17 protein-coding genes are annotated in these 18814 nt (G+C 59.8%); 6 read left to right on the top strand and 11 right to left on the bottom strand.

Annotation, left to right across the window (positions count from 1 at the left end; all coding sequences use genetic code 11):
• Positions 1-361 precede the first annotated feature (361 nt).
• From map to ACS5Q8_RS06760, 5 genes are all read left to right on the top strand, one after another.
• Positions 362-1144, top strand: a complete 783-nt coding sequence (gene map / locus ACS5Q8_RS06780) for a type I methionyl aminopeptidase (protein WP_017844739.1) — start codon at positions 362-364, stop codon at positions 1142-1144.
• A 64-nt stretch (positions 1145-1208) separates the two neighbouring features.
• Positions 1209-3911: a [protein-PII] uridylyltransferase gene (locus ACS5Q8_RS06775; RefSeq protein ID WP_426099568.1), complete on the top strand. Its 2703-nt coding sequence runs from the start codon at positions 1209-1211 to the stop codon at positions 3909-3911.
• A 39-nt stretch (positions 3912-3950) separates the two neighbouring features.
• Entirely contained in the window at positions 3951-5150 is a 1200-nt protein-coding gene (gene dapC / locus ACS5Q8_RS06770) for a succinyldiaminopimelate transaminase (RefSeq protein WP_465159993.1), read from the top strand.
• Positions 5151-5239: 89 nt separating this feature from the next.
• Positions 5240-5953: a M12 family metallopeptidase gene (locus tag ACS5Q8_RS06765; protein WP_443700201.1), complete on the top strand. Its 714-nt coding sequence runs from the start codon at positions 5240-5242 to the stop codon at positions 5951-5953.
• A gap of 114 nt (positions 5954-6067) precedes the next feature.
• Positions 6068-6862 (top strand): M12 family metallopeptidase, encoded by a 795-nt coding sequence (locus tag ACS5Q8_RS06760; RefSeq protein WP_489990330.1) that lies wholly within the window; start codon positions 6068-6070, stop codon positions 6860-6862.
• Between the two features lie 51 nt (positions 6863-6913).
• Here the strand turns inward: ACS5Q8_RS06760 and ACS5Q8_RS06755 are convergent, their stop codons facing one another.
• Positions 6914-8557 carry a Na+/H+ antiporter gene (locus ACS5Q8_RS06755; RefSeq protein WP_276196842.1) on the bottom strand — a complete coding sequence of 548 codons (1644 nt, stop codon included), beginning with the start codon at positions 8555-8557 and terminating at the stop codon, positions 6914-6916.
• Between the two features lie 533 nt (positions 8558-9090).
• Here ACS5Q8_RS06755 and ACS5Q8_RS06750 point away from each other — a divergent pair.
• A complete protein-coding gene (locus tag ACS5Q8_RS06750) occupies positions 9091-9444 on the top strand; it encodes a hypothetical protein (protein ID WP_465159991.1) in 354 nt (117 codons plus the stop codon).
• Here ACS5Q8_RS06750 and ACS5Q8_RS06745 read toward each other — a convergent pair.
• The 10 genes from ACS5Q8_RS06745 to ACS5Q8_RS06700 all read right to left on the bottom strand — a co-directional run bounded on the left by ACS5Q8_RS06745 (position 9392) and on the right by ACS5Q8_RS06700 (position 18799).
• Complete coding sequence (locus ACS5Q8_RS06745; protein ID WP_465159990.1) at positions 9392-9931, bottom strand: lysis system i-spanin subunit Rz; 540 nt, start codon at positions 9929-9931, stop codon at positions 9392-9394. The genes ACS5Q8_RS06750 and ACS5Q8_RS06745 overlap by 53 nt on opposite strands.
• On the bottom strand, positions 9928-10437 hold the full coding sequence (locus ACS5Q8_RS06740; RefSeq protein WP_465159989.1) for a glycoside hydrolase family 24 protein: 510 nt from the start codon (positions 10435-10437) through the stop codon (positions 9928-9930). Before ACS5Q8_RS06740 ends, ACS5Q8_RS06745 begins: the two co-directional genes overlap by 4 nt.
• Positions 10438-10496: 59 nt before the next feature.
• Complete coding sequence (locus ACS5Q8_RS06735; RefSeq protein WP_465159988.1) at positions 10497-10709, bottom strand: hypothetical protein; 213 nt, start codon at positions 10707-10709, stop codon at positions 10497-10499.
• A complete protein-coding gene (locus ACS5Q8_RS06730; RefSeq protein WP_465159987.1) occupies positions 10687-11067 on the bottom strand; it encodes a hypothetical protein in 381 nt (126 codons plus the stop codon). The genes ACS5Q8_RS06735 and ACS5Q8_RS06730 overlap by 23 nt, the downstream gene beginning before the upstream one ends.
• Entirely contained in the window at positions 11064-11939 is an 876-nt protein-coding gene (locus ACS5Q8_RS06725) for a pyocin knob domain-containing protein (RefSeq protein ID WP_465159986.1), read from the bottom strand. The genes ACS5Q8_RS06730 and ACS5Q8_RS06725 overlap by 4 nt, the downstream gene beginning before the upstream one ends.
• A 747-nt stretch (positions 11940-12686) precedes the next feature.
• The gene (locus tag ACS5Q8_RS06720; RefSeq protein ID WP_046382996.1) at positions 12687-12968 is read right to left on the bottom strand and encodes a hypothetical protein; all 282 of its coding nucleotides are present in this window, start codon (positions 12966-12968) and stop codon (positions 12687-12689) included.
• Positions 12969-13009: 41 nt separating this feature from the next.
• Positions 13010-16672, bottom strand: coding sequence for a TipJ family phage tail tip protein (locus ACS5Q8_RS06715; RefSeq protein WP_465159985.1), 3663 nt, complete (start codon positions 16670-16672; stop codon positions 13010-13012).
• Between the two features lie 53 nt (positions 16673-16725).
• Positions 16726-17313 carry a tail assembly protein gene (locus ACS5Q8_RS06710; protein ID WP_057024690.1) on the bottom strand — a complete coding sequence of 196 codons (588 nt, stop codon included), beginning with the start codon at positions 17311-17313 and terminating at the stop codon, positions 16726-16728.
• Entirely contained in the window at positions 17310-18092 is a 783-nt protein-coding gene (locus ACS5Q8_RS06705; RefSeq protein ID WP_465159984.1) for a C40 family peptidase, read from the bottom strand. The genes ACS5Q8_RS06710 and ACS5Q8_RS06705 overlap by 4 nt, the downstream gene beginning before the upstream one ends.
• A gap of 2 nt (positions 18093-18094) precedes the next feature.
• Positions 18095-18799 carry a phage minor tail protein L gene (locus tag ACS5Q8_RS06700; RefSeq protein ID WP_465159983.1) on the bottom strand — a complete coding sequence of 235 codons (705 nt, stop codon included), beginning with the start codon at positions 18797-18799 and terminating at the stop codon, positions 18095-18097.
• Between the last annotated feature and the right edge of the window lie 15 nt (positions 18800-18814).

Raw genomic sequence — 18814 nt, 5'->3', positions numbered from 1 at the left:
GCCTCCACGTATCCCAATGACCAACCAGCGGCATCAAGGCCTCCGGCACCCAGGTCATCGTGTCGACACGTGTGTGGATTTAAGCTCTGCGGGGTATCCCCGGAAAGCGGCGCATTTTATACCACACGAAGGGCAAAAACGAAACCCGCAATCACATTTGCCGCCAACGACTTTTGCGCAACCCTTTGAATAGCGCCACTATCACCCCACTTTATAGAGACAACCGACGGCCAGACGCTCATGATTTGCCGCCCGCGTCTGGTAGAATCAGGTTTTTTGGGGCTTGTGCGAATTCTGTAACCTTTTGCCGCACACCCGTAAACCGTATTGATTTCAGCGCCTCGCGCTAGAGAGAGCCTGTATGACTGTTACCTTGAAAACCGCCGAAGACATCGCTGGCATGCGCGTTGCCGGCAAACTGGCGGCCGACGTGCTGGAAATGATTGCCGAACACGTCAAGCCCGGCGTCACCACCGAAACACTGGACCGCATCTGCCACGACTATATAGTCGACGTGCAAAAGGCTATCCCTGCCCCGCTGAACTACAAGGGCTTCCCCAAGTCGATCTGCACCTCGATCAATCACGTGGTCTGCCACGGGATTCCAGGCGACAAGCCGCTGAAAGATGGCGACACCCTGAACATCGACGTCACGGTCATCAAAGACGGCTACCACGGTGATACCAGCCGCATGTTCCACGTCGGCACAGTGCCGGTCTGGGCCGAGCGCCTATCCCAGGTGACCCAGGAATGCATGTACAAGGCCATTGAAATCGTCAAACCCGGCTGCCGCCTGGGCGATATCGGTGAAGTGATCCAGAAGCACGCTGAAAAGAACGGCTTCTCGGTGGTTCGCGAGTTCTGCGGCCACGGCATCGGCAAGGTGTTCCACGAAGAGCCGCAGATCCTGCATTACGGCCGTGCCGGTACGGGCATGGAACTGAAAGCCGGCATGACCTTCACCATTGAGCCGATGATCAACCAGGGCAAGGCTGACACCAAGGTACTGGGCGACGGCTGGACCGCCATCACCAAGGACCGCAAGCTCTCCGCCCAGTGGGAACACACCCTGCTGGTCACCGACACCGGCTACGAAATCTTCACCCTGCGCGCGGACGACACAATCCCACGCATTTCGGCGTAACGGCTGCCCTGGTTTTCCCAAACTGTGTTGTGACTGACTGATAGCTAGAAAGGAAAGCCGAACGATGCCCCAGGTGGACCCCGAACTCTTCGACCGTGGCCAGTTCCAGGCCGAACTGGCGCTGAAGGCCAGCCCTATCGCCGCCTTCAAGAAGGCTATCCGCCAGGCCCGCGAGGTGCTCGACGAGCGCTTTCGCAGTGGCCGGGACATCCGTCGGCTGATCGAGGACCGTGCCTGGTTCGTCGATAACATCCTGCAAAAGGCCTGGGAACAGTTCAGTTGGAGCGAAGACGCCGATATCGCCCTGGTGGCGGTCGGCGGCTACGGCCGGGGTGAGCTGCACCCCTACTCCGACATTGATCTGCTGATCCTGCTGGACAGCGCCGACCATGAGATCTTTCGCGATTCCATCGAGCGCTTTCTGACCCTGCTGTGGGACATCGGCCTGGAAGTCGGCCAGAGCGTGCGTTCGGTGGCCGAATGCGCCGAAGAAGCCCGCGCCGACCTCACCGTCATCACCAACCTGATGGAAAGCCGCACCATCGCCGGCCCCGAGCGTCTGCGTCAGCGCATGCTCGAAGTCACCAGCACCACGCAAATGTGGCCGAGCAAGCACTTCTTCCTGGCCAAGCGCGCCGAGCAGAAAGCCCGGCACCACAAGTACAACGACACCGAATACAACCTGGAACCCAACGTCAAAGGCTCCCCCGGTGGCCTGCGCGATATCCAGACAATTTTGTGGGTCGCCCGTCGCCAGTACGGCACCCTGAACCTGCGCGCCCTGGCCGGTGAAGGCTTTCTGGTGGAGAGCGAAAACACCCTGCTCGCCTCGTCCCAGGAATTCCTCTGGAAAGTGCGCTACGCCCTGCACATGCTCGCCGGGCGTTCCGAAGACCGCCTGCTGTTCGACCATCAGCGGTCCATCGCCACCCTGCTGGGTTTCGAAGGTGAAGACGCGAAGACCAGCATCGAAAGTTTCATGCAGCAGTACTACCGGGTGGTCATGAGCATTGCCCAGCTCAGCGACCTGATCATGCAGCACTTCGAAGAAGTGATCCTGGCCCCGGAAGACGAAGCGCCACCGCAGCCGATCAACGCGCGCTTCCAACTGCATGACGGCTATATCGAGGCGCGCAACGACAACGTGTTCCGCCGCACGCCGTTCGCCATGCTGGAAGTTTTCGTGCTGATGGCCCAACAGCCGGAAATCAAAGGCGTGCGCGCCGACACGATTCGCCTGCTGCGCGAAAACCGTCACCTGATCGACGATGACTTTCGCAACGACATCCGTAACACCAGCCTGTTTATCGAGCTGTTCAAGTGCAAGATCGGCATCCACCGCAACCTGCGGCGGATGAACCGCTACGGCATCCTCGGGCGTTACCTGCCGGAATTCGGCTTTATCGTCGGGCAGATGCAGCACGACCTGTTCCACATCTACACCGTGGACGCCCACACCCTGAACCTGATCAAGCACCTGCGTAAGCTGCAGTACTCCCAGGTTTCAGAGAAGTTCCCGCTGGCCAGTAAGCTAATGGCCAAGCTGCCCAAGCCCGAACTGATCTACCTGGCCGGCCTGTACCATGACATCGGCAAAGGCCGCCACGGTGACCATTCGGAAGTCGGTGCGGTCGACGCCGAGGCGTTCTGCCAGCGCCACCAGTTGCCGTTGTGGGACAGCCGCCTGATTGTCTGGCTGGTGCAGAACCACCTGGTGATGTCGACCACCGCCCAACGCAAGGACTTGTCCGACCCACAGGTGATCCACGACTTCGCCGGGATCGTCGGCGATGAGACCCGCCTCGACTACCTGTATGTGCTGACGGTTTCCGATATCAACGCCACCAACCCGACACTGTGGAACTCGTGGCGCGCGAGCCTGCTGCGCCAGTTGTACACCGAGACCAAGCGCGCCCTGCGCCGAGGCCTGGAAAACCCGGTGGACCGCGAAGAACAGATCCGCCGCACCCAAAGCGCGGCCCTGGATATCCTGGTGCGCGGCGGCAACGACCCAGACGACGTCGAGCAATTGTGGTCGCAACTGGGCGACGATTACTTCCTGCGCCACACCGCCGGCGATGTGGCCTGGCACAGCGACGCGATCTTGCAGCAACCGGCCGATGGCGGCCCGCTGGTGCTGATCAAAGAGACGACCCAACGCGAGTTCGAAGGCGGCACGCAGATTTTCATCTACGCCCCCGACCAGCATGACTTCTTCGCCGTGACCGTGGCGGCCATGGACCAGCTCAACCTGAACATCCACGACGCCCGGGTCATCACCTCCAGCAGCCAGTTCACCCTCGACACCTACATCGTGCTCGACACCGAAGGCGAGTCCATCGGCGATAACCCGGCGCGGGTGAAAAAGATCCGCGAAGGCCTGACCGAAGCGTTGCGCAACCCGGATGACTACCCGACCATCATCCAACGCCGCGTGCCGCGCCAGCTCAAGCATTTTGCGTTTGCGCCGCAGGTGACCATTTCCAATGACGCCCAGCGCCCGGTGACGGTGCTGGAACTCAGCGCACCGGATCGCCCGGGCCTGCTGGCGCGGATCGGCGGGATTTTCCTGGAGTTCGACCTGTCACTGCAGAACGCCAAGATTGCGACCCTCGGCGAGCGCGTGGAAGACGTGTTCTTCATTACCGATGCCGATAACCAACCGCTGTCCGACCCCGAGCTGTGCCGCCGCCTGCAGGATGCAATCGTCCAGCAACTGAGCGTGACCCAGGAACCCGGCGTCGAACTGACGCGCCTGACGATTTGATACTCGCCCAGTTTTTAACGCCTTGCATGAGATCCACCGATGAACAACGCCCTGAACCAGTTGCAGCCTTACCCGTTCGAAAAATTGCGCGCGCTGCTCGGCAGCGTCACGCCGAACCCGGACAAACGCCCAATCGCGCTGTCCATCGGCGAGCCCAAGCATAAATCACCGACATTCGTCGCCGAGGCGTTGAGCAATAACCTCGACCAGATGGCGGTGTACCCGACCACCCTGGGCATTCCTGCGCTGCGCGAAGCCATCGCGGCCTGGTGCGAACGCCGCTTCAATGTGCCCAAGGGCTGGCTGGACCCGGCGCGCAACATCCTGCCGGTCAACGGCACCCGCGAGGCGCTGTTCGCCTTCACCCAAGCCGTGGTCAATCGCGGTGACGATGCACTGGTGGTGAGCCCGAATCCGTTCTACCAGATCTACGAAGGTGCCGCGTTCCTGGCCGGGGCCAAGCCGCACTACCTACCGTGCCTAGACGCCAACGGTTTCAACCCGGACTTCGACGCTGTGACGCCGGACATCTGGAAACGCTGCCAGATCCTGTTCCTGTGCTCCCCAGGTAACCCGACCGGCGCCTTGATCCCGGTCGACACCTTGAAGAAACTCATCGCCCTGGCCGACGAATATGACTTCGTGATTGCCGCCGACGAGTGCTACAGCGAACTGTACTTCGACGAGCAAAGCCCACCGCCGGGTCTGTTGAGCGCCTGCGTCGAACTGGGCCGCCAGGACTTCAAGCGCTGCGTCGTGTTCCACAGCCTGTCCAAGCGCTCCAACCTGCCGGGCCTGCGTTCCGGTTTCGTGGCCGGCGACGCCGACATCCTAAAGGCCTTCCTGCTGTACCGCACCTACCACGGCTGCGCGATGCCGGTGCAAACCCAACTGGCCAGCGTTGCGGCCTGGCAGGACGAAGCCCACGTCCTGGCCAACCGTGACCTGTACCGCGAGAAATTCGACGCCGTGCTGGCGATCCTCAAGCCAGTACTCGACGTGCAAGCCCCCGACGGTGGTTTCTACCTGTGGCCGAATGTAGACGGTGACGATGCCGCCTTCTGCCGCGATCTGTTTGTGCAAGAACACGTGACCGTAGTGCCAGGTTCGTACCTGTCGCGGGATGTAGACGGTGTCAATCCAGGTGCCGGCCGCGTGCGCATGGCATTGGTTGCGCCGCTGGCGGAGTGCGTGGAAGCGGCTGAGCGGATTCGCGATTTCATTCAGCGCAGGAAGTAACCTCTTCAACTTCCGCACTGTGCAACACAGTGCGGGAACCTTCCTCATTCGCTCACCACCTATAGGCAAACCTCCGACGAGTAGCGCCTATGAGCCTAATCAGCCAGTCCCTCGCCCTTGCCCCCGCTTATCAGCCGTCCCCGAATAATGACATCACCCCTCCCGAACCTGCCGGGCGAACAAAAAGAGGCATCGCCGACAGCGACAAGCGCTGGCCGGACGGCGTGATCACCGTTGCGCTCGACCTGAGGGACGAAAAAAGCAAAGCGCTGGTGGTGGACGCTATCCGCGAATGGGCCCACCACACGCCGGCACTGCGCTTCAATATCGTCGATGGCAAGACCGGCGATATTCGTATTTCTGACGATGAAGGGCTCAAGGGCAATTGGTCCGCCATTGGCACGCAGGCCAGGCACATCGATGAAGATCAGCCCACGATGCACCTCGACCGCACGGACGACTCGAAGAAGTTCCGCAGTACGGCCCTGCACGAATTCGGCCACGCCCTCGGGTTATTGCACGAGCACCAGCACCCGCAGAACACCCTGGATTGGGACAGGCCCCAGGTGTATGACTACTACACCAGCGACGCTTTCAGCGAAGCCATGGTACGCGAGCACATCCTTGAGCCAGACAACCGACCCGGCTTGCAGATCAGCCCATACGATCCGCAGTCCGTGATGCATTATGAAATTCCGGCTGAATTGAGGCGCAACGGGCAGGCCATCCCTAAAAACACCACCCTTTCTGCGGGCGACCAGCAAGCAATCAGAAGGCTGTACCCCCCGGTCAACCCGACGTAGCGCGCGCAGCGGATAAACATAGGCTCACGTATTCACTCAATACCACCGGGAACTTTCCTGCAATTGGGACGAATTAACCACTGTCTCGTCCCGACCTGCCGCAGGAAACGTTCAATGATAAATCCCTCGCCTGAATCCTCTTATCCGCCTAGCACGCTCCGGCCGCCTGTCGAAAGCGCCGGTAGCGCCACGCCAACGCACAGTCTTTCGAGAAGCCGGCGCAATGTCGGTGAACCCGGCAAATACTGGCCCCAAAACACGACCCTCACGATCGCCATGTATGAGTATGAAATGGACGATAAATACGTGCTGGCCGTCAAAAAAGCCGCCAGCCATTGGCTGCCCCACATCAATTTGAAGTTTGATTTTGTCTCGGGCGAGCGAGGCGATATCCGTATCGCACAGAACCCGCCGGGCGACGGCGGTGACGGTGACGGTGGCGCTTCATCCATAGGCACCGATGCGCGAAACATACCGTTTTGGATGCCGACCATGAGCCTGCCCATGAATCACAACGACCCCCGCTTCGAATACATCGTCATACATGAATTCGGGCACATGCTGGGCGCCCATCACGCCCACCAGCATCCCGATGCCAACATCCCCTGGAACCGTGAAAATATCCACGCGGCCTACCGAGGCACCACCAACCCGTATGCGGTACAGGACAACATCCTGCCGCTGACGCGGAGCAGCGCTTATGACTTGCTGCCTTATGACCCTGAATCGGTCATGCACTATGCCGTCAGCCCGGACCTGACCGATGGAAAGCGGGAGCACATCGAGAACAGGTCACTGAGTGACGGAGACATTACCTGGGCCAAAAAAGCCTACCCTCAAGCAGCGCCCATGCCACCCGTGATCCATCATCCACGCTTTCGTGATGCCGACTTCGACTGCACCGTTTAAGGCGTTGCGCACTCAGCGTCGGGGGCATGGGGCGCAGCGACAGCCAATTGCCTACTTCGGCGATCCCAGGTTCGCTTCACTCATATCCAGCTCGCTCAACACTTCCCTCAACACGTCATCCCCAATCCGGTGATGACGGCTCAGGCTATACAACTCCAAGCGCTGCGCGCGCAGGGCCTTGAGCCGCAGTTTTCGCTCCAGTTGGTCCATCTGCAACGCGAGCGCCTGGGCTTCGGCGGAGTCGTTAAAGACATCCAACTGATGCCGATATTCCGACATCAGTCGCGCCTTCAGCTCGGTAGCCAGTGCGGCCTGAGCGGCGTCCGCGGGAGCGCTCTCGGTAGGATCTTCGACCTCAAGCGCATGGATCGCGGCCACGGCGGTCTTTTTCCAAGCCTCGCGCACTTCATTGTGATGTTTTTCATCGGGGCTTTTTTCAATGCCGCGCAGCAGCAGCGGCAACGCAATACACGCCGCAACGAGCGACAGCAGGATTACCCCGGCCGCGATAAAGATCAACAGATCGCGCTGCGGGAATGCCTCGCCCGGCGCCAGCAGCAAGGGTACCGACATCACACCGGCCAACGTCACCGCCCCGCGCACGCCGCCAACGGTCAACAGCCAGCAGGAGCGCGCCGTCGGCACCAGGGTAAGCTCGCTTTTCCCACGCAGGCGCCGGAGCACACCCGACAGACGCCAGATGCTTTGCACCCAGATGAACCGCAATACCAACAGCACCAGGAAGATCGCGATCACGTCCAGGCAGCGATACAGCAGGGTCGGCCACAGCGTGGTTTCATGACTCACCACCGCCTTGATAATGTCCGGCAGTTGCAGACCCAATAGCAGGAAAATCAAGCCATTGAAGGCAAACTCCAGCAGCGACCACACACTGCGATTGAGCAAGCGCGTGCTGGTCTGGCGGGGCAGCAGGTCCAGCCAGCTTTGCATCATGCCCGCCGCCACCGCCGAGAGAATGCCCGATGCGCCCAGGCGTTCGGCCAGAACATAGGCGGCAAACGGCAGCAGCAACATGAACACAACGTGGGTGGCCGGGTCGTCCCACCCTCGCGCAATCATCCAGACACGCAGGCGCCCCACCAGCCAGCTCAACGCAATCCCAACCGCCAGACCGCCCATGGCCACCAGTACAAAGGTCAGGCTGGCATCCGCCAGGGAAAACACCCCGGTCAAGGCTGCCACCAGGGCGAACTTGAACGTCACCAGGCCCGTGGCATCGTTCATCAAGGCCTCGCCCTGGAGCATATGCATCAAGGGCGTGGGTAAACGGTTCTGGGAAATGGCCGACACCGCCACGGCGTCCGTCGGCGACAACACCGCCGCCAGGGCAAAGGCCACCGGCAACGGAATCGAAGGCAATAGCCAATGAATGAAGTAGCCGGCGCCGACCACGGTAAACAGCACCAGCCCTACCGCCAGCGTCAGAATCGGCCCGCGCAGGCGCCACAATTCGCGCTTGGGCATGCGCCAGCCATCGGAGAACAGCAGCGGCGGCAGGAACAGAAACAGGAACAACTCCGGGTCCAGCGCGACATGCAGCCCCAGCGTGGGCCAGGCCAGCAAGGCCCCGGCGGCAATCTGCACGAGGGGTAACGGCAGCGGAATGACTCGCCAGACCAGCCGCGAAACGCTGACCAACATCAGCAGGATAAGAACGGTGTAGGCGGTTTGCATAACGCGGGTTTCCCGGACAATCGACTTGCAACGACGCACATCAGGCAACAACTCACCCTTGAAGTGCCATATTAGCCGCCTATGCTGTGCGATGGCTTTCGCACAATAGTCGCACTGGGCAATACACGCTAGAGACGAGCGGCACCCAAACCCGCTGGTCGTGGCATAATCCGAGACCTTTCATTTTCATTGGTCCAAAGGGGGGCAATTCCTTGACCGTATCAAGCAAAACGTTGCACCTTTTCGGCATCAAAGCCTGGGACGCCGCATAGAAATAGATCAAGGCCTTTATAATCAAGGCCTTGAGATACAAAATAGCCACGAAAATAGATAGCTTTTGCGACTCTTTAAACCCCAATAAACATTGGTCCAAACGGTTGCGTTTTGGGGAAGAATTCCCCACATCAAATCCCACCTTCGGCGTCCTGCCGACCGAACACCAAACCATAACCAGCTACAGCTCGTCGCCTCACATCGCGCAACGATCAAACCTCGATTACTGTACGCACATACAGTATTTGGATTTACCCACCATGCACATCGATGAAGAAACCTGTGAGTGGCTTGACCTCCCATCGCCCCTGGAAATGTACAAGCATCACGCGGCGTTGCTCGAAGACGAGATCGCCGCGCTTCATCTACAACTGCGCCAGGCCAGGGACAACGTCCGGGGCCTGGTGCAAATGAACGACGAGCTTGCCACCGGTAAAGCCATTGCCGAGACCGAGCTTAAAAAGGCTCTTGCTGACGCAGGCAGGCTCAATCAGGAAACCTCAGAAATGGGCCGTCGCATAAATGGTCTGATGGCCGTTGTCGAACAGCGCGACCACCTGTTTAGGGAGAATCAGCGGTTGCTGATGGAGCGGAATCAGGCGCGATCGCCCTGACATACGCCTGGCACGCCCGCAGCGCGATCAGTCCTTGATCGCCGTCACCGGTGATGGCGAGAATTCGTTGAGCATGCGCTGGGTCAAGTTGGGCTCGCGCGGCTCCATGAACCACGCCGACGGCGCCGGGGGCGGCAGGCACGTTGCAGCCACTGGCTGAATCCGCGGCGTCGAGAAGGACTGACAGCCGAACATCAGAAGTGGCAAGGCGATCGCGCAGAACAGCCTGGTTGCGTTGGGCATCGGATAATTCCCTGGTGTGTTGTTGGTCCTGGCCGGCGAGCTGCTGCTCCAGGGCCAGGTGCTTGTCCTGCTCGGCGCGGGTTTGAGCGGCGGCGGCATTGCTGATCGCCGCAAGGTCATCCTTGTGCAGGCCTGCCTGCTCGGCGAGCTTCTCGCCCATCCGCCAGTCCTGCACCTGCCAGGCACCGCCAAAGCTGATGACCATCGCCAGCAGGATCGCGGACAGGATCTGCCCGGGCGTCACGACATCACCCCGCCCGCCAGCCGGTACTGCTCCAGCAGATCCTCCAGGCGGTGTTCGCGCTGCCCGTATCCCGCGCCGGGCAGACTGGCCCAGATGTTCCGGCACTTCGCGATAGCCGTTTCGATCCGCCCGGCCACCACGTCGGGCAAAGTCCTGCACTCGCGGATGTGCTGCAGCGCCAGAAGGTCTTGGCTGATCGGACTGAAGTCCGGCAGCTTGAGCAGCGCCTTGTAGTGCGGCCAGTCCTTCAGCATCTGCTGGTATCGGCCGGAAGCATTGGACGTCAGGCCCTTGCTGTTGATGACCTTCGACGCGCGCCCCTTGGCGAACGGGTGATCTGTGAAGTCTTTGAAGACCTCAGGTTTACGATCGGCGCCGGTGACGATCACGTCGTAACCATCCATGGCAGTGGCCGGAGATGTGCTGGTGCCCTCGGACCAGGCAAGCATGTCGAGGAACGCCAGCGCGTTACGGCCGCCGGCGAGTGATTCGGAAAGTCGTGCCATTGCTTTTCTCCAGGCAAAAAAATACCCGCACGTGGCGGGTGGTGGTGTTCGGCGGAAATTCAAGACGCCGGTGGAGGGCTCAACCGATTGATGGTTGCGCGGGCGGCTGTGCGTGCCTCTTTGATGTCGTCCGGGATGGGCGCGCCATCCTCAAGCAGGGCGAAGGCATGCCAGTTGGTCTCCTTCAGGTATGCGAGGGCCTGGTCGAGGCTGACCTCGTCCGCCAGATCCTGCGCCGTCTTGATCGGTTCAAGCTGGCTCAAATCCACCATTTTCGGGTTCCTCTGGCAAAGGGGTTGGTTCAAATACTTCAGGCGTTGGCGGTGAAGTGTCGGGGAATGGAACTACTCCGTTTTGAATATCGATAATGATTGGCTCGGCGGGGTTGCGGAACTCTTCAGGGCTATCCCAGTGAACAGGAAGACGCAAAGTAAAGTTAAGAACACCGTCAATACGTTCAATGTAATCCGTCTCTACAAAAAACTTATTCCCAACTGCGCTACCGGGCAAGCGGTATCCTGCGGGGATGCCCGACAAGTCGATTTCCTCCCCGTTAATAGTGAGCACATCACCATTAACCGATGCTTCTAGCGGCCCGTCAATAAAATCGGCCCAAAGTTTAATTTTCATTTCCATCGCCCCCATATGCTAATTGCTCGCGCACAAGCTTGTGAGGTCGTCCCGGTGGCAATGGTTAGCCGCAGGGTCGTAAGACTTACCATTATACACTGTGGAGCCCCGACAAGGTCGTATGCTACATATGGCGTAACCATAGCAGTGGGCTGCATAAAGTTAACGTTGATGAATCCAGCGTTTGGAAGGGTTATTGAAACTGCGTTCTGACTGTTAGCCGGTAGTTGCAGGCTTTCCCCGGCTTGGCCGCAAAGAAACAATAGGCCATTTGAATACTTGAAAATAGAGTACCCATTGATAACCGTTGACGACATTAGCCCGCCGCCAATTGCGGCAGGATCACTTAACGCATTAAAGTCGTTATACATTACCCGCCACGCACCCCAAACCCCGTTAACCTGTATGCGTTCGGCGCGAATAGATTGCGTTATCCCGTATGCTTCTTGGTGTAAATACCCTGCACCGTGAACTGTATTCCTCAAGAAAAGAGCATTACCCGAAAAATTTGGAGGCCCGTTTGTATATGTACCGTTAAGGGCATATATCATTGCAGTTACAAGGGCATTACAGTCTGACCCGTTACCCATAACCTGAGCAATACCGCCATTCCACCCAGCATGACCGACTGTTAGTACCTCGCCAGCTTTCACGCTGTCGCGAAATGCCTTCGGTAGCCCCAAAGCACTCTGCGCCCCAACTTGCGTCGTTGCGCCTGTTCCACCACGCTCCAATGGCAGCGGCGCAACGGGCGTGCCAATCCCCTGGTAGATCTCCAAGGTCATCGCATTTATCTTTGAGCTCGCCACGCGGGGCGTGTCGCCACCGAGACCTGTAGGCGGCGTACCGAGAATAATTTCTTGTCTTGCCATGGCTTTCTCCAGGCGAAAAAATACCCGCATAGCGGGTGGTGTAGATCAATTGGTGAGTGCCCGATCAGGTGCCGGGAAGTCTGGCGAATACCGCGCCGGGTGCGCCGATATTTGTCCATGGTGAGAGAGCGCTAACCCCAAACACCTGGAGCCTGTTCTCTGAATAGTTGAACCTTACAGCTGATGTTAGCCAGTTTGTGTGGTTCTGTAGTATTCCTCGCGAAAACGGATTGATCATAAAGTACTCATCAGATTGCAGTGGCGCAACAGATCCATTCGCCCAGTAGTACGCCTGTGCTGTGGCATTTAGAACTACCTGACCCTGATATGACCATGAGTTATTGGCTCTCGTGAAGATCACCGGAGCGGCCCCTGAGTCGAAAATCAGCACGCCATTTTCGCCCCACATCCTGAGCCCATAATCGGCCTTAGTGATTGACGCGAACACCGCTGCAAACCACTTGCCTGTTGGCCTGAAGTCGATGTTCAGGGACGTTATTGAAAACCCAGTCCAAGCACCAGGACCGCCGCTAATGGTCATGCTCGTGTATAGCTCATTCGGTCTAGCCGAGCTGTTCTGAATGAATACGCACGGCGGCTCCGGCGTGGTTATGGCGGATGGGAACGACACTGACACCGATGAACTGCCGGATGCCTGATACGTTCCACTGTACAGCGCACAAAGCCTAGGTTGCTCTGAGTCTATCTGTACATAGCTTCCATCGTTTACAACAGATAGACCGAAATTCAATTTTTGAACCTCATTACAAGCAACCTGAACTGTATTGTTGATCCTATAGCGCCCGGCTCATTTGGGTGTTTTGAGCGTACAACAACCGAACCGACGCCTACCGACATAAACGGCATAGCGCTGTAGCAGTAGTTGTTAGCTGCGGCCTGGGTAGGAAGTATGACGGCTGTGCATGTTGCCGGGTTGAACCCGGCAATGTTTGCTGTAACTACGGCGCCCATGGCGAGCGTATAGACTGCATTGTGCAGCACCTGATAGGTGTAGCTGTCGGTATCCATTTCGAGCACGCCATTCGCGCTCCACGTCCTCACCCCATAGGTCATGGCGAAAGCCTCCCCACCAACACACGCAGAAGCTCGTTGATGTCGTAAACCGAAAGGCCATCGTTATTGAGCAGTGTCGAGCCACCGGTGCCGGCGCTGCGAAGCGTGAACGTGCCGGCCTTGACGTTGATTTCCAGCAACGGCCGCCCTTTGGAGTCGACCGTCTCTGATCTCAGCGTCATCCCCAGAATGATCTCCTGGATAAAGGCCTTGCTGATAATTGCCTGATTGAGGACTACCTGGTTCCCCTGAACAACAAACATGGGAATGAGCTGTCCGCTAACCTCGTCGACTACTGCAAAACGCTGCGCAAAAATCAGAAACTCCGACTGCTCGCCATCTGAGCCAAACGCGAAGCCGGAGGCGACCGTCTTTCCTCCTGAAATGGTTTGGGCCTTGAACGTAACCATCCCCGAAACCTTCCCGTCGGTGGTGGCCTGGGCCTTGCTGACGATTTGAATAGCTGCCGAGTTATCACCGGCGACCGCCTTAAGGGTTTTGATCTCTTCGGCGGTGGCAGCTTTGTCAGTTGCCATGGCTGTCTGCACGGTCGTGATGCTTGCCGCGTTCGCCGCCACATTCGCTTCGACAATATCTGTACGCTGCGACTGCGCGAAATCCCGCTCAGCAATTGCGGACATCAGCGACCAGGCCCCGGCCGAGGCGGTGTCATCACCCGCACTGCCCTGCTCCGAGCCTGCAGAGTCGGATTTCACCAGCGCATAGACGCCTTCCAAGCGTTCGGCGGTGGCCGTGACCTTCCCGTCCACCTCTTCGATGGCCGCCTTGTTCTGGCTGATTTCCAGTGCCATCGCCGCATTCGTTTCTGCGATGGTGCCCAGGTTGAACCAGTAGTTGGCGTTCGGCGGCGTGGTGTTGACCGGTACCGCCTTGGTGGCCTGGAACAGTTGCTGGCCTACACGGACCATGTCGCCCTTGGCGTAGGTCTTTGTGGAGACGTACTCCAGAGCGTCGACCACTTCCGAGATCAGATCCTCCAGCTCCTGCTTGGCCTTCTCCAAACGATCGTTGACCGAGCCCGGCCCATCACCCGTAATCAAGTCGATTTCTTCCCGCAGGCTCTGGTACAGCGCGCCCTTGCCGATCTTCTCGGCGAAGTGCTTGTCGTACTCCGTCCGATCAGAACTGGCCCGGCCATTCACGGCCCCCGGGATCGGCCAGAACGGCCCGACGTTGCCGGTACGGTCCACCAGGCGTGCCCAGAAGTAGAAGCTCGCACCGGCCAGGATGTTCTGCATCTCATGCTTGGCCTGCGGGTAGCTGAAGTCGCTCAGCTTCACCGCAGTGGTTAGGTCCGGTGACTGGCTGTACCAAAGCTCCGTCCGCTGGGTGTCCTCGGCGCCCGGCGGGAAGCCCCACTGGATGCCAATGCCATAGACCAGGCTGCTGGTGGTCAGGAACGCCACCGCCGGCGGCAGGCCGACCTTCCCTTCCAGGTTGGTCAGTGCCGACGTGGTCGGGATCGAGGACACATTGAGCGCGCTCACCGCCCGCACCCTGGCCATGTATTGGCCGGAGTAAATGCCGCGCACGTCGACCATCTGCTCGGCGGTGCGCGGCACAGTGACCCATTCGCGCGCGCCCCACTTCCATTCAACGTCATAAGCCACAGCGTTCGGCGCTGCGTCCCACGCGATGGACATGACGGTGACCGCAATCCCCTGCTCGATGACAACGTGCTGGCTGAGCATCACCCGGGCCGGAGCGTCCTGACTGCCCGCGGGAATGCCGGTGATTGGCCGAGGGTCCACCACGGCCCCGTTGTCGATTGCTTCAAACTTGCTCGGGTCGTGCTGGATAACTTCAAACTGGAACTGGTGCCACTCAGGCCGCGTGACGTTGCGGACGTAGAACTGCATCAGCTTCAGGTCTTCGTAATCCAATATCCAGCCACACTCAGCCTGGGGCTGCTCGCTGAATTCGGCCATCACTGTGACGTCGCGCCCAGCAACCGACTTCACCACCCGCCCTTCGGACTTGCCGCTGGGCAGGTTGACCATCAGGCGCGCGCCGACCGGCACCACGGTATCGCGATCGAGCGTAACCACCCGTCCAGCGGCCGCAGCTATCCGGCCGCCGTTGTTCCGGCCAACCAGCATCGGGTCAGCCACGGCGATGACCTGGCCAGGCTTTGGAATATCACCGTCGAGCCCGACCCGAAACACACCGCCCTGGGTCTGCAGCTTTTCGGTCAGCGCCGCCCACTGCCCGGCGCGCTGCGCCTGACCCAGGGATGTGCAGCCGATGGCGTCGATGGTGGTGTCGCGCACGATTCCGCCAAGCTCGACCATGGCCTCATCATCAAACACCGGCTCCTTGTCGGTTTCAAAACCCTGGTCCGGATTGTCCCAGGACACCATGTAGAGCGTGTGCCGATCGCGCGCGCGGGTGCCTTCGTACTTGATAGCGCCATTGCTCAGGATCTGAGTCTGGTTGTACGTGTACACCGGGTCGCCGGGCATATCGGCATTGACCACGATCTGGCTGCCGTCCCAGTAGGCCAAGCCATGGAAGATCGACGCCAGGTCCTGAAGCACCGCGTAGGCTTCGGTCTGCTTCTGGAAGTAGAGGTTGCAGGTGAAGCGCGGCTCCATGCCCCCCTTCCCATCCGGAACCATCTGGTCGCAGTACTGCGCGATGCGATAGAGCGACCAGCGATCAACCATTGTCGCGTCGATCCGGTCGCCGAGCCCGTAGTACGGGTGCAGCACCAGGTCGTAGAAGATCCACGCCGGGTTGTTGGTGTAGGCCTCCTTGAAGGTGCCGTCCCAAATGCCGTTGCTTGTGCCGGTGCCCGACGTTGCGTAGGTGCGGGTTGTCGCGTCGTAGTTGCTCGGCACACGAATAATGCGGCCACGCATGAGGACGGCGATCTTGGCGATATCTCCGCCGAAAGTCTGGGCGTCGTACTCAAGGCAACTGACGGCGGTGAGCGGGTATTCCTGATCGCTGTCGACCACCTCGGCAATTGCCTTGACGATCATCTGATCGACGACCAGGTCGGAGTTTGCATTTGGGGTCAGGCGGCGGACGCGAATAGTCCAGCGGTTGCCGGCGGGCAACTCCAGGCGGTGCGCCCGCTCGTACTCCGTGATGTTCTTGCGATCTACGGCCGATACCAGCACTTCAACGTAGGGGCCGTTGTCGGTGGATATGTCCACGGCGTAATCGATATGTACGCCATTGATGTTGCCGGCGGCGTCCTGACGGCGAAGTGTTGGCCAACTCAGGCGGATGCGGGCGGCATCGCTCATCGAGTTGGTGATGGTGTGCAGCCACGGCGTTCCGTAGATCAACTCCTTCTTGACGTCGATCTCGTTACTGGATTCCTGTATTCCCTCCAGGCGCTCCTGATTCAGCTCACCAGAACGGAATTGCCACTTCACGCTGGGATAGTTGATCGTGCCGTCCGCAGCCTTCACTGGGGTGCCGTTTAGCTTGACTGAGCGCAAGTCGTCGACCAGGCCAACAATAGGGCCCCAACTCCACAGGTAGGTGATTCGCACGGTGGAGATCGACGGCACGCTATTGGAGGCGATGCTTGGCTGCTTCTGTTTGGCCTGGCCGCCCTTTCCGCCAATCACGGCCCGGCGCTTACGAGGTGCTGCCCGGCGCGCCTTCTTTGCTACTGCGCTCATGCGCCCTCCAGAATGCAAAAACCCGCCGAAGCGGGTTGGTTGTGGTAACTGAATCAGATGTTGTCTTGGGTGTAGATCCCGCCAGACTCGACCGCGCCGCCGATCTCGCGCTCGCCGTAAAGCAGTGGGTACGGGTTGCCCTGGGCAATAGTCGTCACCGCCCCGCCGAAGCCGTAGCTCGGGTTGTTGCCGTCATCGTTCTGGCCATCGGCGGTGGCCTTAGTGGTCGGCGACAGCATTTGCACAACGCCGCCCAGGCCAACAGCGGCGCCGGCGGCGAGAAGGCCCATCCCCAGAGTTGAGGTGGTGCCACCAGTAAACAGGCCGGCCACGATCAGCACCACGCCAAGCAGCGTCTGAAACATACCCGCCTGTTTGCTGCCCTGGATAATCGGCTGAATGCGGATGTCGCCCTCACCCCGGCCCACCAGGTCAAGCTCCTGCTCGCCCAGATTGCGCTCATCGACGAACACGGCGAACACAAGGCCGCGCTCTTCTGCGGTGCGCAGGTACTTCTCGAAGCCCGGCTTCATCATGCACAGCGCCGCCATGGCATCACGGAAGCTGTGAACATCCAGGGTGTACTGCTTGCCAAACTTCTTACCCAGCACGCCGCCGAGCTTGATGGTGCGCATGGTCATGGGCGGTAGTCCTTGTGCCGGAGGATCAATTTGACGCGGTTCGCCATCGACCAACCGTAGATTTGACGGGCAGCCAGGCGGCCAGGCATGTGGTGGTAAATGAACGGCCCGGAGCCACCAAGTTTCGGCGCCGACTCGCTGATCAGCGACGGCTCATCGCCCAGGTAAATCACTGCGTGATTCGGGAAATAGCACTCCCGGCCTGGCGTGGGGATCTGCAACACCAGCATGTCGCCGCGCTTCGCCTCGTTTACCTGGTAGAAACCAGTCGCCGCGAAGTTGTCCTCGTAGAGGCTCGGGCCGTCCTTCTGCTCCCACCACAGGTCGGAGCGCTCGAAGTTTGGCAACTGCAGGCCCGCCTCGCGCGCGTACCAGTCGCGGCACGCGGCCCAGCAGTCAAGCAGTCCATGGGAGAAGTCTCGGCCCAGCAGCGGCGCCTGGAAGCCCGAAGGCTTGAACCACTCGAAGTCACCGCCGGGCCAGCCGACAATGCCCCATGGCAATTCATGCAGCTCGCAACTGACGCGGTCGGCCATGCTCGGCGCCGGCGCCTTGTCGGGGTGGCTATGGATGATCGCCAGCACCTCGCCCCGATCTTCCGCTCGGGCCATGTCCTTATGGTCGATTTGGAAATGTTCGCGCGGCGTGGTGGCCAAGTTTACGCAAGGCACGTACTCACGGCCGGCGGCGGACTTGATGACCACCCCGCAAGCCTCGGCCGGATAGTCCAGCTCGGCGTGTGCGCGGATCTCATCCTGCAGTTTTTGATTGATTCGCATGGCTACCTCGAACTTGCGATAAGGCTTGCGCCCATTGATCCACCGAAGCGCCGCGTGTTGCCGCGAAGTTTGCAGCTGCTCCACCAACCGCCACAGCGATCGAGGGCGGGGTTATCCGTGGGCTGGTTCTTTTTGTCGAACATCGCGGTGCCGGTGTAGGCGCAGGCCTCTTGCCGGTAGCCGCCCCGGCAGGCCCAGCGGCAGAGCTTGGTGATCTGCTGGGAGGGCAGCATCTGCCCTTCCATGTCCGTGGGACTGGACAGCGAGAACGTGACCGAGATGCTGGGCAGCGCCTCAGTCTTCTGCTCGATAAACCAGAGGTTCGTTTTCGACTGGTCGCTGGCTTCCGGGTTACCGTCAGGGAAATTCGCGGCGTCCAGGAAGTGGCGGAACGTCTCGATCACCTTGACCCGGGCGCCGGCCAGGTCGCGGAACTGGAAGCACAGGGCAGTGATCGCCCCGCGCACGCCGCCGAGCTCGTCGTCCACCTGCAGCGTCGGTGAAGCCGGGCGACCATCCCCGCGGATGTCGAAACCCTTGGCCTCGATCTGGAGCGGCGAATACAGCTGCCCCTGCCAGATGATATCGCCCTCGTGGGCATGGCCGTGGAACCGCCAGAGCGAGCCGCCCATGCGCGTAGCGTCCAGCTCGTACAGCCTGATCTGGTTGCCAGGCTCGAGCTTTTGAAGATCGGTGTTGTAGTTCATAGAGCCCCAGAAACA

The organism is Pseudomonas sp. PAMC25584, from assembly GCF_058135675.1.
Note: the sequence above shows the minus strand (reverse complement) of the source record. Positions and strands in the feature narration are given on the sequence as shown.